The organism is Kibdelosporangium phytohabitans, assembly GCF_001302585.1.
Taxonomy (GTDB): Bacteria; Actinomycetota; Actinomycetes; order Mycobacteriales; family Pseudonocardiaceae; genus Kibdelosporangium; species Kibdelosporangium phytohabitans.
This window is the reverse complement of record NZ_CP012752.1, coordinates 18,239-32,048: the sequence shown is the minus strand read 5'-3', so window position 1 is coordinate 32,048 and position 13,810 is coordinate 18,239. Positions and strand designations below refer to the sequence as shown.

Annotated in this window: 15 protein-coding genes; 9 read left to right on the top strand and 6 right to left on the bottom strand. The window is 66.8% G+C overall.

What is annotated here, in order from left to right; genetic code table 11:
* Window positions 1–2: 2 nt before the first annotated feature.
* The 3 genes from AOZ06_RS00155 (at window position 3) to AOZ06_RS00145 (ending at window position 5,037) form a co-directional block, all read left to right on the top strand.
* Window positions 3–1,439, top strand: a complete 1,437-nt coding sequence (locus AOZ06_RS00155; RefSeq protein ID WP_054287529.1) for a serine/threonine-protein kinase — start codon at window positions 3–5, stop codon at window positions 1,437–1,439.
* A gap of 73 nt (window positions 1,440–1,512) precedes the next feature.
* A complete protein-coding gene (gene pknB, locus AOZ06_RS00150; protein ID WP_054287528.1) occupies window positions 1,513–3,501 on the top strand; it encodes a Stk1 family PASTA domain-containing Ser/Thr kinase in 1,989 nt (662 codons plus the stop codon).
* Between the two features lie 159 nt (window positions 3,502–3,660).
* On the top strand, window positions 3,661–5,037 hold the full coding sequence (locus AOZ06_RS00145; RefSeq protein WP_054287527.1) for a PP2C family protein-serine/threonine phosphatase: 1,377 nt from the start codon (window positions 3,661–3,663) through the stop codon (window positions 5,035–5,037).
* On the opposite strand, the gene AOZ06_RS00140 is transcribed toward AOZ06_RS00145, so the two are convergent.
* Window positions 5,034–5,675, bottom strand: coding sequence for an aminodeoxychorismate/anthranilate synthase component II (locus AOZ06_RS00140; protein WP_054287526.1), 642 nt, complete (start codon window positions 5,673–5,675; stop codon window positions 5,034–5,036). The genes AOZ06_RS00145 and AOZ06_RS00140 overlap by 4 nt on opposite strands.
* A gap of 55 nt (window positions 5,676–5,730) precedes the next feature.
* On the opposite strand from AOZ06_RS00140, the gene AOZ06_RS00135 reads away from it, so the two are divergent.
* Window positions 5,731–6,894, top strand: coding sequence for an APC family permease (locus AOZ06_RS00135; RefSeq protein ID WP_054287525.1), 1,164 nt, complete (start codon window positions 5,731–5,733; stop codon window positions 6,892–6,894).
* A 39-nt stretch (window positions 6,895–6,933) separates the two neighbouring features.
* On the top strand, window positions 6,934–7,608 hold the full coding sequence (locus tag AOZ06_RS00130) for an HAD family hydrolase (protein ID WP_054287524.1): 675 nt from the start codon (window positions 6,934–6,936) through the stop codon (window positions 7,606–7,608).
* 879 nt (window positions 7,609–8,487) lie between these two features.
* On the opposite strand, the gene AOZ06_RS57550 is transcribed toward AOZ06_RS00130, so the two are convergent.
* Both AOZ06_RS57550 and AOZ06_RS00125 read right to left on the bottom strand, forming a co-directional pair.
* Window positions 8,488–8,646, bottom strand: a complete 159-nt coding sequence (locus tag AOZ06_RS57550) for a hypothetical protein (protein ID WP_169798830.1) — start codon at window positions 8,644–8,646, stop codon at window positions 8,488–8,490.
* Entirely contained in the window at window positions 8,646–9,518 is an 873-nt protein-coding gene (locus tag AOZ06_RS00125) for a class E sortase (protein ID WP_417999929.1), read from the bottom strand. Before AOZ06_RS00125 ends, AOZ06_RS57550 begins: the two co-directional genes overlap by 1 nt.
* A 117-nt stretch (window positions 9,519–9,635) precedes the next feature.
* Here AOZ06_RS00125 and crgA point away from each other — a divergent pair, with 117 nt between their 5' ends.
* Together crgA and AOZ06_RS00115 are read left to right on the top strand one after the other, a co-directional pair.
* Entirely contained in the window at window positions 9,636–9,905 is a 270-nt protein-coding gene (crgA, locus tag AOZ06_RS00120; protein ID WP_054287523.1) for a cell division protein CrgA, read from the top strand.
* Window positions 9,906–10,030: 125 nt separating this feature from the next.
* Complete coding sequence (locus AOZ06_RS00115) at window positions 10,031–10,441, top strand: PH domain-containing protein (protein WP_054287522.1); 411 nt, start codon at window positions 10,031–10,033, stop codon at window positions 10,439–10,441.
* On the opposite strand, the gene AOZ06_RS00110 is transcribed toward AOZ06_RS00115, so the two are convergent.
* Window positions 10,438–11,346 carry a rhomboid family intramembrane serine protease gene (locus AOZ06_RS00110; protein WP_063809930.1) on the bottom strand — a complete coding sequence of 303 codons (909 nt, stop codon included), beginning with the start codon at window positions 11,344–11,346 and terminating at the stop codon, window positions 10,438–10,440. The genes AOZ06_RS00115 and AOZ06_RS00110 overlap by 4 nt on opposite strands.
* Window positions 11,339–11,890: a peptidylprolyl isomerase gene (locus AOZ06_RS00105; RefSeq protein ID WP_054287521.1), complete on the bottom strand. Its 552-nt coding sequence runs from the start codon at window positions 11,888–11,890 to the stop codon at window positions 11,339–11,341. The genes AOZ06_RS00110 and AOZ06_RS00105 overlap by 8 nt, the downstream gene beginning before the upstream one ends.
* A 102-nt stretch (window positions 11,891–11,992) precedes the next feature.
* On the opposite strand from AOZ06_RS00105, the gene AOZ06_RS00100 reads away from it, so the two are divergent.
* Window positions 11,993–12,415, top strand: a complete 423-nt coding sequence (locus AOZ06_RS00100; RefSeq protein ID WP_157232734.1) for a hypothetical protein — start codon at window positions 11,993–11,995, stop codon at window positions 12,413–12,415.
* 290 nt (window positions 12,416–12,705) lie between these two features.
* Here the strand turns inward: AOZ06_RS00100 and AOZ06_RS00095 are convergent, their stop codons facing one another.
* On the bottom strand, window positions 12,706–13,245 hold the full coding sequence (locus tag AOZ06_RS00095; RefSeq protein WP_054287519.1) for a DUF2020 domain-containing protein: 540 nt from the start codon (window positions 13,243–13,245) through the stop codon (window positions 12,706–12,708).
* 120 nt (window positions 13,246–13,365) lie between these two features.
* Here AOZ06_RS00095 and AOZ06_RS00090 point away from each other — a divergent pair, with 120 nt between their 5' ends.
* Window positions 13,366–13,773 (top strand): DoxX family protein, encoded by a 408-nt coding sequence (locus AOZ06_RS00090; RefSeq protein WP_054287518.1) that lies wholly within the window; start codon window positions 13,366–13,368, stop codon window positions 13,771–13,773.
* Window positions 13,774–13,810 lie beyond the last annotated feature (37 nt).

Below are 13,810 nucleotides of genomic sequence, written 5' to 3'. Positions count from 1 at the left end.
GCATGCTGACGTCGGGGCAGCTGCTTGCCGACCGGTACCGGTTGGTGCGGCGCATCGCCGTCGGCGGCATGGGTGAGGTCTGGGAGGCCTCCGACACACGCCTCGACCGCTCTGTCGCGGTGAAGGTGCTCAAGCCCGAACTCTGCGGTGACGCCGAGTTCCTGCACCGGTTCCGCACCGAGGCACGGACCATGTCGTCGCTCAACCACCCGGGTATCGCTTCCGTCCACGACTACGGCGAGACGGCGGCGATTCCCGACGGGCCGCAGGACACCGCGTACCTGGTGATGGAGCTCGTCGAAGGCGAGCCGCTGGCGACGATCCTGGCTCGGGAGGGCCGGATCAACGCCGACCGGACGCTGGACATCCTCGAGCAGGCCGGTGTGGCCCTGCAGGCGGCGCACACCAGCGGTTACGTGCACAGGGATGTCAAGCCGGGCAACATCATGATCACCCCGGCAGGCGTGGTGAAGCTGACCGACTTCGGCATCGCGAAGGCGGCCGACGCCGCACCGGTGACCAGGTCGGGCATGGTGATGGGAACGGCGCACTACATCGCGCCCGAGCAAGCGCTCGGCCAGGACGCCGAACCGGCCAGCGATGTGTACTCGTTGGCGGTTGTGGGGTACGAGTGCCTCATGGGGCACCGCCCGTTCCTGTCGGAGAACGCGGTGACGGTGGCGATGATGCACATCCGCGACATCCCACCGCCGTTGCCGCCGGACGTGCCGCCCGGTGCTCGGGCGGTCATCGAAGCGACGCTGGTGAAGGATCCCCGCAAGCGCTACAGCGACGGCGGGGAGTTCGCCGCGGCGGTCGCCGCGGTCCGGGCCGGTCGGCCGCTGCCCACACCGTCAGGCGTGGCGATGGCGGCGGCAGCACACCCCGTCACCCATACGGGCACACATCCGGGTATCGCACCGAGCAGTATGCCGCCGCCGATGGTGCACGGCACCGGGTCGTTCCCGATGCCGCCGCGCCGCCCGCAACGCGGTGCCCGCGTGTGGCTCTGGACAGTGCTCGCGTTGTTGCTGGTGGCGTTGGTTGTGCTTGTTGTGTGGGTGTTGGTGCCGAAGCTCGCTGGGTCGAGCACACCGCAGCCGGAGGCCCCAGCCCGCGGGCCGGCGAGCGCCACGCAGGCACCCCCCGGGGTCACCTTTCCACCGGACGAACCGGCATATGGTGAGCCGAGTGGACAGGGACGTCCGGCCGTGACCCAGGTGAAAGCAGGAGAACTGCTCGGGCACCCCGCCTCGGTGGTAGCCGAGCGGTTACGGGAGGCTGGTCTACAACCAGATGTTCGATCGCTACGGTTGTCGGGCGGAGCGGCACAGGATCTGCGGACGTGCTACGTGACAGGCGTCAAGCCGATCGGACAGGTGGACCACGGGTCGACGGTGGTTGTTGAATGCGACCCGGGCAAACAGCCACCTGGTTGAAAACGACCTGGCGGAACGGCAAGAGCGGGCATGATGGGACCGAGAAGTTGACTAGGAGCGGGACTACGCAGCGATGACGACACCGCGACTGCTCTCCAATCGCTATGAGCTGGGCGAGACGCTCGGCTACGGCGGCATGTCCGAGGTCCACAAGGGCCGTGACGTCCGGCTCGGCCGTGACGTCGCGGTGAAGGTGCTGCGTGCCGACCTGGCACGGGACCCGCAGTTCCAGGAACGTTTCCGCCGCGAGGCCCAGAACGCGGCCGCGCTCAACCACCCCGCGATCGTCGCCGTCTACGACACCGGTGAGACGCGCACCGAGTACGGACCGCTGCCGTACATCGTGATGGAGTACGTCGACGGGCGGACCCTGCGCGACATCGTCAAGACCGAGGGCCCCCTGCCCGGCCAGCGCGCCATGGAGATCATGGCCGACGTCTGCGCGGCGCTCGACTTCTCCCACCGGCACGGCATCGTCCACCGCGACGTGAAGCCCGCCAACGTGATGATCACCAAGACCGGTGCGGTCAAGGTGATGGACTTCGGTATCGCCCGCGCGGTGCACGACGGCCAGGCGGCCGTCACGCAGACCGCCGCGGTGATCGGCACCGCCCAGTACCTCTCCCCCGAACAAGCCCGCGGCGAGGCCGTCGACGCCCGCAGCGACGTCTACGCGACCGGCTGCGTCCTGTTCGAGCTGCTGACCGGTGAGCCGCCGTTCACGGGCGACTCGCCCGTCGCCGTTGCCTACCAGCACGTTCGGGAAGATCCGCGCAAGCCGTCGCAGGTCAACAGCCGGGTCAGCCCCCAGCTCGACGCGATCGTGCTCAAGGCCATGGCCAAGGGCGCGGCCAACCGCTACCAGTCCGCCGCCGAGATGCGGATGGACATCGTCCGTGTGTTGTCCGGGCAGCGTCCGTCCGCGCCGATGGTGATGACCGAGGACGACCGCACGGCGATGCTCGGCCAGCAGACCCGGATCAACGACACCCCGCGTGGCAGGCACCGGCCGGACTCGATGGCCGACGACTACGACGATTACGACTCCGACGAGGAAGAGCGCAAACGCAAGCGCCGCAAGGCGTGGATGACGGCGCTGATCACGCTGCTCGTCGTCGCGGTGATCGTGCTCGGCATCTGGCTGACCACGAAACTGCTGTCCAGCAACAACAACGGCACCCAGTTCGTGGACCTCCCCGCGGTCACGGGGGTGCAGGAGGCCGCTGCCCGCACCCAGTTGACCAAGGCGGGCTTCAAGGTCAGCACCGAGGACGTCAAGTGTGAGCCCGCCGGCCCCGGCCAGACCCCGCCGTGCACCGCGGAGAACGTCGGCAACGTGATCAAGCAGGACCCGGCGCCCGGCAAGGTCGAGCAGGGCAGCGTGGTGAAGTTGTCCATCGGGCGCGGCGCCAGCTCGGTGAAGGTCCCGGACGTCAAGGGCAAGGACAAGAACGAGGCGATCAGGCTGATCACCGAGGCCGGCCTGGTCCCCGCACAGGACGATTCGACCGAGGAGACATCCGAGACCGCCCTGGTCAACAAGGTGGCGAGCACCAACCCGCCGATCGGTCTCGACGTGCCCAAGGGCACGAAGGTGACGTTGTCGATCGGCAAGGCGCAGGCGCAGAAGGACGTGCCGAACGTCGTCGGCCAGGACTTCGCGGCGGCCAAGTCCAACCTGGAGTCCGAGGGCTTCAAGGTCAGCCGGACCGACGTCGACTCCGACCAGCCCAAGGACATCGTGGTCAACCAGAGCCCGAAGTCCAAGGCCAGGCCGAACTCGACGATCACCCTGCAGGTCTCCAAGGGCCAGCAGCAGTCGCAGACACCCAACCCCGACCAGATCGAGATGCCGAACCTGGTCGGCATGAACGAGAGCGTCGCACGGCAGACGCTGCGCAACGCGGGGTGGAGCGGCGACTTCAAGGTCACCCCGGAAACCACAAACGACGTGAGCAAGTTCGGTCAGGTCGACGAGCAGGATCCCCAACCCGGGACGAAGATCTCGAAGAACCAGACAGTCAACGTCTCGATCTTCAGACAGGTCAGGCCTGGTGGCTGACCGGACGCCCTGCGGTGTGTGATCGATGGTTTTGTATGTTGTTGCCCCGAGATCTCGGCCTGGCGGTACCTGGACACCGCGGCGTCCGGAAAGGCGGAATGCAATGGTTGGGCGACTTCGCGCAGCGGTGACCGGCCCCGTTGAGAGCCCACGCTGGCCATGACCCTTGCGCTGAAGTACGCGGCACGTAGCGACCGCGGATTACACCGGTCCAACAACGAGGACTCGGTGTACGCCGGGCCGCACCTGCTCGCCATCGCGGACGGGATGGGCGGGCACGCGGCCGGTGAGGTGGCCAGCAAGGTCGTCATCGCCGCGCTCGCGCCTCTCGACGAGGACGTCCCCGGCGACGACCTGCTCGGCAAGCTGCACGAGGCGGTCGTCTCGGGCAACGCGACGATCGCCGAGCTGGTCGACCAGGACCCGGACCTCGAAGGCATGGGCACGACGCTGACGGCGATCCTGTTCGGCGGCGGCAGGCTCGGGCTGGTGAACATCGGCGACTCCCGCACATACCTGTGGCGTGACGGGCAGTTCAACCAGATCACCAGGGACGACAGCTTCGTGCAGTCGTTGCTGGACGAGGGCCGGATCACGGCGGAGGAAGCGCTCACGCACCCGCAGCGCTCGCTGGTGCTGCGCGCGCTGGTCGGGCACGAGGTGATCGAACCGACGCTGCAGGTCCGCGAGACCCGGGTGGGTGACCGGTACCTGCTGTGCTCGGACGGGCTGTCGGACGTGGTGGGCTTCGAGAAGCTGGCCGAGACGATCCAGATCTCCGATCGCCAGGCGTGCGCGGACAAGATGATCGAGCTCGCGCTGCAGGGCGGCGGCCCGGACAACGTGACGGTGATCGTCGCCGACGTGGTCGATGAGGAACCTCAGGTCACGCAGGCGTTCGACTCGTCGAGCAGTCACATGCAGCCGGTCGGCCCGACCACGTCACCGCCCCGGCAGCCGGTCTCGATGCCCCCGAAGCAGCCGCCGCAGGCCACCATGCAGCAGCCGCCACCGCCGCGGGAGAAGCCGAAGAAACGCGGGCGCAAGATCGCGATCATCGTGGCCGCGGCCGTGGTCCTGCTGGCGCTGGCAGGCGCGGGGATCCGGTATCTCGCCTACACCAACTACTACGTCGGTGTGGGCGACGCCGGGGAGATCTCGGTCTTCCAGGGCGTGCGGGGGACGGTGCTGGGGGTGGAGCTGCACCGGAAGGTCGAGGGGTCGTGCTCGCCGTCGGACGGAGCGTCCTGCAGCCCGCTGAAGATCGACAGCCTGAGTTCGGCGAACAAGACCAAGGCGAACGAGGGTCTGCCGGTCAACGACCTGGACGCGGCACGCAAGATGATCTCGACGTGGCGCAGTGAGGACCAGTCGCCCACCGACTGCCCGCCGCAGCAGCCCTCGTCGCAGACCCAGACCCCGACCAGCGGCGCGACCGCCCCGGCGGGGACGACGATCACGACTGCGACGACCCCGGGGACCGACGTGCCGTCGTTCCCGGCGGGCGACACCCCGTCGTCGTCGCCGAACTGCTAGCGGAGTGCGGCGGCCTCGGTCAACGTCCGCATTCCCCGCTCCAACTCGGCCACCTTGTCCTCGGCGACAGGGTGGCCGCACGCTGCCAGCCAGTTGGCCAGCATCCGGTGGCCGCCGTCGGTGAGCACCGACTCGGGGTGGAACTGGACGCCTTCGAGCGGCAGCTCGCGGTGGCGCATCCCCATCACGATGCCGGTCTCGGTCCGGCCGGTGACCTCGAACTCGTCCGGGATGGTCTCCGGCAGCACGGTCAGCGAGTGGTAGCGCGTCGCGGTGAACGGGTCGGGAAGACCGGCGAGCACACCGGCACCGGAGTGGTGGACCTGGCTTGTCTTGCCGTGCAGCAGCTCCGGCGCACGGTCGACCGTCGCGCCCCACGCCACGCCGATGGCCTGGTGCCCGAGACACACACCCAGGACGGGCACACGCTGCTCGGCGGCCTGCTTGATCAGCTCGATGCTGCGGCCGGCGCGCTCGGGCGTGCCGGGGCCGGGGCTGACCAGCACCCCGTCGACCCCGTCGAGCCCCAGCTCCGGTGAGTCGTTGCGAAGCACGACGCAGTCCGCGCCCAGCTGGGCCAAGTACTGGACCAGGTTGTAGACGAAGCTGTCGTAGTTGTCGACCACCAGCACGCGCATGCCGTCATGCTATTCGGCCGCACCGCGACCAAGCGATTATGTTTCGATCGCACGTGTGAGTGAGCGGCTCGCGCGTCGGCTTGGCACGCTGGACGCGACAACGATCGGCTTGGGTTCGATGCTCGGCGCGGGTGTGTTCGTGGCATTCGCGCCCGCGGCGGCGGCAGCGGGTTCGGGCCTGCTGGTCGCGTTGGTGATCGCGGCTTTCGTGGCGTACTGCAACGCCTCGTCGTCGGCCCGCCTGGCGGCGGCGTACCCGGAGTCCGGCGGAACCTACGTCTACGGCCGGGAGCGACTGGGCCCGTGGTGGGGTTTCACGGCGGGCTGGGGCTTCGTGACGGGCAAGACAGCCAGCTGCGCGGCGATGGCGCTGACGTTCGGGGCATACGTGGCCCCGGGTTACGAGAAACCTGTCGCGGTCGCGGCGGTGCTCGCGCTGGCCGCGGTGAACTACCGGGGAATCACCCGGACCGCGGCACTGACCAGGATCCTGCTGGCCGTGGTGCTGGCAGTGCTCGTGACAGTGGTGGTCATCGGGATACCGCGGGCGACGTGGCAACCGATCACGTGGGACGGCACCGGAATCCTGCAGGCGGCAGGGCTGCTGTTCTTCGCGTTCGCCGGATACGCGCGAATCGCCACACTGGGCGAGGAGGTCCGTGATCCACAACGGACGATCCCCCGCGCGATCCTCGCAGCCTTGGCCATAGCGGTGGCTGTCTACCTGGTGGTCGGCGTGACCACGCTGGGCGTGCTGGGCGCGTCGCAGCTGGCACAGTCGTCGGCCCCGCTCGCACAGATCACCCCACTGGCACGGATCGGCGCGGTGGCAGGCAGCCTCGGCGCCCTGCTCGCGTTGATCGCAGGCGTGGGCCGCACAGCGATGGCGATGGCCCGCAACCGCGACCTACCACCGTTCCTCTCAGCGGTGCACCCACGATTCTCGGTGCCGCACAAAGCCGAGGTCACGATGGCAGTGTTCGTGTGCGGCCTGATCCTGGCCTTCGACGTGCGCGGCGCGATCGGCTTCTCGTCGTTCGGCGTGCTCGTGTACTACGCGATCACCAACGCCTCAGCGTTCACGATGAAGCGGAGCTGCGCGCCGGTGGCGGGCCTGGCAGGCTGTGTAGCACTGGTGGCGTTCCTGCCGCTGAGCTCGGTGCTGATCGGCCTGGCCGTATTCGCCGTGGGGTGGGCAACCCGAGCCATCACCCGATAAAGTGGTGCGCCCGTACCACTTCGCCCGTACCCTGCACATGTGCTGATCTTCGACGCGGACGACACCCTGTGGGAGAACAACGTCCTGTTCGAACGGGTGATCGACGACTTCCTCGACTGGCTGGCCCATCCCACGATGGACAGGGCGCAGCTGAGGCCGATCCTCAACGACATCGAACGCGCGAACATCGCAACCATCGGCTACGGATCGAAGGCGCTGCTGCGCAACCTGCACGACACGTTCCAGCACCTCTACCAGCGCGAAGTGACCGCGACGGAGAGCAGCCAGATCGAGGAACTCGCGGTCGCCCTGATCGACCACCAGGTGGAACTGATCCACGGGGTCCCGGAAACCCTCACACAGCTCGGCAGCAGGCACGACCTGCTCCTGCTGACCAAGGGTGCGCAGGACGAACAGCAGCGCAAGATCGACGCATCTGGCCTGGCCCACCACTTCAAGAGCACCCACATCGTGCCGGAGAAAGACCCGGACACCTACCGAGCGCTCGCGAAAGACCTGGCACTGGACGTCAGCACGACCTGGATGATCGGCAACTCCCCGAAGTCGGACATCCTGGCCTCGAGAGCGGCGGGAATGAACGCGGTCTTCATCCCGAACGTACACACCTGGATCCTGGAAGAAATAGAACTGGACCCAGAGGACAAAGGAATCCTGCACCTAGAACGCTTCACCGACCTGCTGAACCACTTCTGACGTCCCCAGAACCACAGCCAGGGCAAAACGCCGCTGAGCAACACCCCAACGCAGAAGCAAGTGCCCGGCAGACGTGAGCAACACGCAGCCGACACAAGCGAGCACGCCAGCGCAGAGGTGGGCTTCGGGGGTGCTCCTGCCCGTCGGCCTGGGCTACGCCAACCACGGACTGTCAGAAGGCCCGCCTACACAACTCGCGAGCCCAACGGCGGCGATACGGACCTCTTGACAGTCCGTGGTTCCCTCCGGGCAGGCCGACGGTCAGGAGCACCCACGCCCCCAAAAAAACACACCAAGAACTCGGCTGTAGCGAGGGCAAAGACCCGTCACAAGGCTCCTGCCCAGAGAGCTGCCACCCGGCGAGGGACCATCTTGCTCCGTGCAAAAACCAAACCACGACCAAAGCCAAAAACGCCCTCGCACCTATACACACAGTCCCCCACCCAACCCGGGGGGCGTCCCTGCTCCAGTCTAACGGGGAAACAGCAGGTCAATGGGGTTACCGGCCAGTTGTGGATAGCAGGATTCGACGAAGGTGCCACCGGTGCGAAGGCGCCACCGGTACGGAGATGCCATCGGTACCAAGGAGTCACCGGTACCAAGGGAATCACCGCTTCGAGAACACTGCTCGATCGCCGCCAGACCAGTGATCACCCGGGACGAATTGAAGTGCAGGCGATGTTCGGACGGTGTCGAGGAGCCGTCCAGGCCGACGTAGGCAACCTGAGCCGGACCATCAGAAGCTGAAGGGATTCGGCGAACGTCCACGCAACGCTGTCGCGCTCGCGCCAGACGGCGGCCCGATCTCGAAGCTGACCGTCGAAGCGCTCAACTGGTGGTAGTCACCGGCCAATGATCGCTGAACACAGCCCGAGGGCGTCACTGCTCAGTGGTCACGTTGTTGAACCACAGTTTCGGCTCAAGCCACGGGAACACCACGAACAAAAGCAGGGCGATCACCCCGAGGAGCAGGATCGTGGCGATGGTGATCCGGACTGCCAGTGGGCCGGGGAGTTTGCGCCAGATCCACCCGTACATCAGTCGTTCTCCGATAGTGCCGTCGGCAGTTGTTTGGGGTCGGCCGGGTTCTTGGCTTCCTGGTTGGTCAGGACGGCGTGCACGATCAGGCGCTGGGCGTCGGAGAACTTCGGGTGGCAGGTGGTGAGGGTCAGCAGTGCCGCGCCCGGCTTGGTGCCTGCCGGGGCGTACGGCACTGGGGAGATCACGCCGCCCTGTGAGGGCTTCACGATGTCGCGGCCGAAGACTTTCGCGTAGTCCGCGCCGAGCGGCGCGACCTTCTCGCAGCGTTGGCTCTTGGGCTTCAGTGAGGCCCACTTACCGGCTTCGTCCTCTTTCGGCAGCATTCGGTAGGTGTACCAGCTTGTTGACGTTTCGATCACGATCGCGTCACAGGACTGCAGCAGGTCCAGGTCGTTGAACGGCGCGCCCTTGCCCACTCGGTGGCCCGCGACGGAGAAGTTGCCGTGCTCGCCCGGCAGCGCCGTGCCCTTGTAGTGGCCGGGTCCGCTCTCCAGCGTCTTGTCGCTGGTGCCTTCGAGCACTGTGAAGTGAAAATCCGCCCCGAACTTGGGGATGTAGAGCTTGGCGAAGCCCTTGCCGTCTTCCAGCTCGACCTTGTTGGTCCGTTCGCCGCCTTCCACGACGTCAGCACCGGGGTGTTGCCACTGGTCGTCGAGGGCCGCCGTGGCTTCGCGCTGCTTTCCGGCTGAGAAGAGGTCGGTGATGTAGAGCTCGTAGACCACGAACAGCAGGACGACCATGCCCGCGGTGATCAGCAGCTCACCGACGTTCCGCACCACGTTGCGGGCCCGGTCGCCGGGCTCCGGCGGTCGATCCTCCAGCTTGCCGTACAGGCGTCCCGAGTCGTAGTCACCCTCGTGAGTTCCCACTCGTACTCCCCTGGTGGTTCGCGAGCCTTTTCGACTACGTTAACGTGTTCCCACGGCGGCAGTTACGGACCTCCGTCTGCCGCCGTAAACGCACGCATAACGCCAGGCGAGGACACGATGCCCAAGTCCAAGGTTCGCAAGAAGAGCGTCTACACGGCGCCCGCCAGCGATCGCCGTACCCCGGTGAAGGTGCGTGGGGGCGGCCCTTCGCATCCGCTGTACATCGCGGTCATGCTCGGCGTGATGGTGATCGGTCTCGCGTGGTTGGTGGTCAACTACATCGCCGGGCCGTCCATCCCGTTCATGAACGACCTGGGCAACTGGAACTTCGCGATCGGGTTCGCCCTGATGATCGGTGGTCTCCTGATGACCATGCGGTGGCGCTGAACGTGCTGTTCACTCGGTAGTGGGACCCTGGTTTCCACCCGTTCAGCCCAGCGTTACTGAACCACAAGGATGTAACTCATCCCCAGTGTGGACAACTCTTGTGGATAAGTAGGACGCATCATCACGTGACGTCACCAAAGACCCGCCTTGTCTGGTCATCGCCACCGGTCCTGGTCGCTCTCGGCTGGGTCGCGACGGTCGGCGGGGCCGTCTGGGCGGTGCTGTCCGACGACACCGCCGGGCGCGTCCTGGTCGGCATGGCCGCGCTGGTCGCGGCCCTGCTCGCGTTGCACGGCACCGTGGCCAGGCCGCGGCTCGCCGCGGACAGCAACGGCCTTGAGCTGCGCAGGTTCGCAGGCAAGCAGCAGTGGACGTGGGCCGAGGTCAACGTGCGGCTGGTGCGGACCCGCAGGCTCGGCCGTCAGGTGAGCACCCTTGAGCTCGACGCCGAGGACGACCTGGTCGTCCTCGGCTGGATCGACCTCGGCTCGCCACCTGAGGACGTCGCCGACGCGCTGCGCGAGCTGAGGACCTAGCGCAACTCTCCGCAGAGGATCCGTGGGTTCTCGTAGAAGCACACCACTGGGTCGGGGAACTGGCTGACGCGTACGAAGACCAGCCCGACCAGCAGCACCACAGCCGCTGCCAGCGTGGCTATCTGCGCCTTCGTGCGGATGCGTGCGGGCGGGTAGAGCATGCCCAGCCCGACCAGCGCCCCGGTGACCAGACCGCCGATGTGTCCCCAGATCGACAGTTGGGCGATGGTGAACGTCAGCACCAGGTTCAACCCGATCACGCCCAGCGCGGGGGCGATCGGCAGCTTGAGCCGGAACACCGCGACCGCCAGCGCGCCCATCAGACCGAAGATCGCACCGGACGCGCCGACGGTGTGCGCGTACTGAAGCCCGTACTCGGTCATCTCCTCCCTGGTGAACACGAAGACGGCGACACTGCCACCCAGCAACGAGACCAGGTAGAGCGCGAGGAAGCGGACCCGGCCGAGCAACATCTCCATGTCCCGGCCGAGGATGAACAGCGACACCATGTTGACGACCACGTGCACGAATCCGAAGTGCAGGAAGCCGTTGGTGATCAGCCGCCACCACTCGCCGCCGGCCACCACGGGCGGCCACAGCTCACCTGCCCGGAACCAGAACGACAGGCCGTTGTCCTTGACGCTCTGCGCATCGACGGCGGTCAGCACGAAGATCGCCAGGTTGAGCACGAGCAGGATCGGCATCACGAGCGGCTTCGTGTTCAACTCGGCACCCGCGACCGTCACAGCGCGGCGTTGCGTCCGGCTGCCCTCGTTCACGCAGTCGACGCACTGGTACCCCACCGAGGCCTCACGCAGGCACTCCGGGCAGGCGGGCCGTTCACAGCGGACACAGCGCAGCCCCGTGGCCCGGTCCGGGTGCCGCACGCAGACCTGGTCAGTCACGCTCGATGACCACCCGGTTGATCACCACGTCCTCGACCGGCCGGTCGCCGCCGCCGGTCTCGACGCGGGAGATGGCGTCGACGGCGTTGCGCGACTCCTGGTCGAGGACCTCCCCGAAGATCGTGTGCTTGAAGTTCAGGTGTGGCGTCGGCTTGACCGTGATGAAGAACTGGGAGCCGTTGCTGTTCGGCTTGTTGATGTTGGCCATGGCCAGCAGGTACGGCTTGTTGAACTGCAGTTCGGCGGTGAACTCGTCCGGCACGGTGAAGCCGGGGCCGCCGCTGCCGGTGCCGGTCGGGTCACCGGACTGGATCATGAAGCCGTCGATGATCCGGTGGACCAGGCACCCGTCGTAGTAGGGACCGGACGTCCCGCCCTGTGCGTTCTGCGGCGAATACTCCTTCGTGCCCTCGGCGAGCCCGACGAAGCTCTTCACGGTTTTCGGGGCGTAGTCAGGGAAAAGGGCGATCCGGATGTCACCGTGCGTAGTCTGCAGGGTGGCCGTGACCTTGATCCCGACGAGTGATTCGTTGCTGTCTGCCACTCGTCAATCGTGCCATCCAAAGCGGGGACGGTTCGGAAGGGGCAGTATGGGGAACCTGTCTATCAGGAAACTACCCGCGACCCATTGACGAGGTGAAGGAAGATGACTCGGGCACCAGAGGCGGTGGACAAGGCCGTCGACGCGGTCCGTCGGGTGGAGCACAAGCTGGTCGAAAGCGCTGGGGACGTCGCGACCAAGACCCGCCGAACCCGCCGCAAACTGGCTCGCAAGGCAAAGTCCACCCGCAAAGACCTGGCCAAGACCGCGAAGAAGGCCAAGGAGACAGCTCAGCAGATGACCGGCGTCGAGACCAGGCGCCGTCGTCGTTGGCCCTGGCTGATCGCCTTGATCGTGGCCGCGGCGGGCACCGTCGCGGTGGTCCGTTCGAAGGCCGCGGCGCAGCAGGAGGAAGAAGCTTTCACGCCGGAGCCCCGTCCGGAGGACGAGAAGTCGGCGGACACGGCCAAGCAGCAGGAGAACGGCCGCCCGCAACCAGCGAAATCCCCCACCCCGCGCAAGAGTTGAGTACCCGGAAAACCCCTGTCCCGTCAGACTTCGGGGCAGGGGTTTTGCCATGCCCGTCGAAGCGGTGGCACCTTCGGCGAAACCTGTTGTCCACAACCGCCCGGTAACCCCCTGACCAGGCGTTACCCCTTGTAGACTGGTGCAGGGGACGCCCCCCGGGTTGGGTGGGGGCCTGCTTTGCAGGTTTTGTGGGATTTGGGCAAAAGTCGGTGTGCTGGGGCGCGCGTTCAAGTTCACCCGTGTGCGTCACGGGTGGGGTACGTGTTCGCGGTGGTGGTGACGCTCGGTCGCTAGAGGCCCAGTGCGGTGATGACTTTTTCGGTGACCTGGCGGGCTTTGATGGACTGGGCCTGGTTCGTCGTCACGATCACGGCCGCTCCTTCTTTCGCCACGGCGTAGGTCGAGCCCTTTTCCGCGCCGATCGATCCGCCTTTCCACCCCGTCGGGGAACTCGCCGGGTTGGACGTGTTGATCGGGGCGGCCTCGTCGACGAGGGCCTTGGCGTTCTTCGCCGTTCCGACGTAGATCCGGGCGGTCAGCTGGACGGTGCCGTCCGCGCGGTAGAAGAAGCAGGTCGGGTGGGGTTTGTCCGCGGAGATCCGGACCTTGGTGGCGCGTTGTCCGTTGGCCTGGGCGACGAAGGCGCTCTCCAGGTACGGGCACGGGCCGTCAGCCACGGGTTCCGGCGGCGGCGGTGGGCCTTCGGGCTGGGTGGTCGTCGGCGGGGTCTGCGTGCGCTGGGCTTCCGGGGGCGCCGGCTTGGCGTCGGGGCTGGTCGAGCAGGCGGCCAGGCAGCACGCCAGCAGCAGGGCTGAAGTCACTCGCTTCATAGGTCCGCCAGTCAACCAGAAACTCTGTGGGCCGCGTCGCACGACTCCCGTGAACCATCTTGATCCGCCCGGCGTAAATCCCTGCGCACCTTGCCAATCCTGCATACGTAAGGGGTACGGATGAGCAACGTCCTGAGGCGCAGGGAAGACCTGCTCTCGCTGTTCCGGATCGTTGTCGGGTTTCTGTTCGTCTGCCACGGCGCCGCCAAGCTGTTCGGGGTGCCCGCGGGACGAGTGGTTCCCTTCGGGGCGTGGCCGAACTGGTACGCCGCCATCATCGAACTCGTCGCTGGTACCGCGGTCATGCTCGGGATCGGGACCCGAATCGCCGCGGTGATCTGCTCGGGTGAGATGGCGTACGCGTACTTCGCCAGCCACCAACCGAAGGCGCTGTGGCCGATCGAGAACGGTGGCGAACTCGCCGCGGTCTACAGCTGGATCTTCCTGTTGATCGCGTTCTTCGGACCGGGTACGTGGACCATCGCCCGGTTGTGGAACAGGCAGAAGCAAACAGCGGCAACCGGCTGAGTGCAGCCCCTGGGTCCTGGCCCGGCGCTGCCAGGAC

Coding starts and splice junctions, on each gene's coding strand:
- AOZ06_RS00155 (WP_054287529.1), top strand. CDS start 3: ATGCTGACGTCGGGGCAGCTGCTTGCCGACCGGTACCGGTTGGTGCGG.
- pknB (WP_054287528.1), top strand. CDS start 1,513: ATGACGACACCGCGACTGCTCTCCAATCGCTATGAGCTGGGCGAGACG.
- AOZ06_RS00145 (WP_054287527.1), top strand. CDS start 3,661: ATGACCCTTGCGCTGAAGTACGCGGCACGTAGCGACCGCGGATTACAC.
- AOZ06_RS00140 (WP_054287526.1), bottom strand. CDS start 5,675: ATGCGCGTGCTGGTGGTCGACAACTACGACAGCTTCGTCTACAACCTG.
- AOZ06_RS57550 (WP_169798830.1), bottom strand. CDS start 8,646: ATGTACGGGTGGATCTGGCGCAAACTCCCCGGCCCACTGGCAGTCCGG.
- crgA (WP_054287523.1), top strand. CDS start 9,636: ATGCCCAAGTCCAAGGTTCGCAAGAAGAGCGTCTACACGGCGCCCGCC.
- AOZ06_RS00100 (WP_157232734.1), top strand. CDS start 11,993: ATGACTCGGGCACCAGAGGCGGTGGACAAGGCCGTCGACGCGGTCCGT.
- AOZ06_RS00095 (WP_054287519.1), bottom strand. CDS start 13,245: ATGAAGCGAGTGACTTCAGCCCTGCTGCTGGCGTGCTGCCTGGCCGCC.
- AOZ06_RS00090 (WP_054287518.1), top strand. CDS start 13,366: ATGAGCAACGTCCTGAGGCGCAGGGAAGACCTGCTCTCGCTGTTCCGG.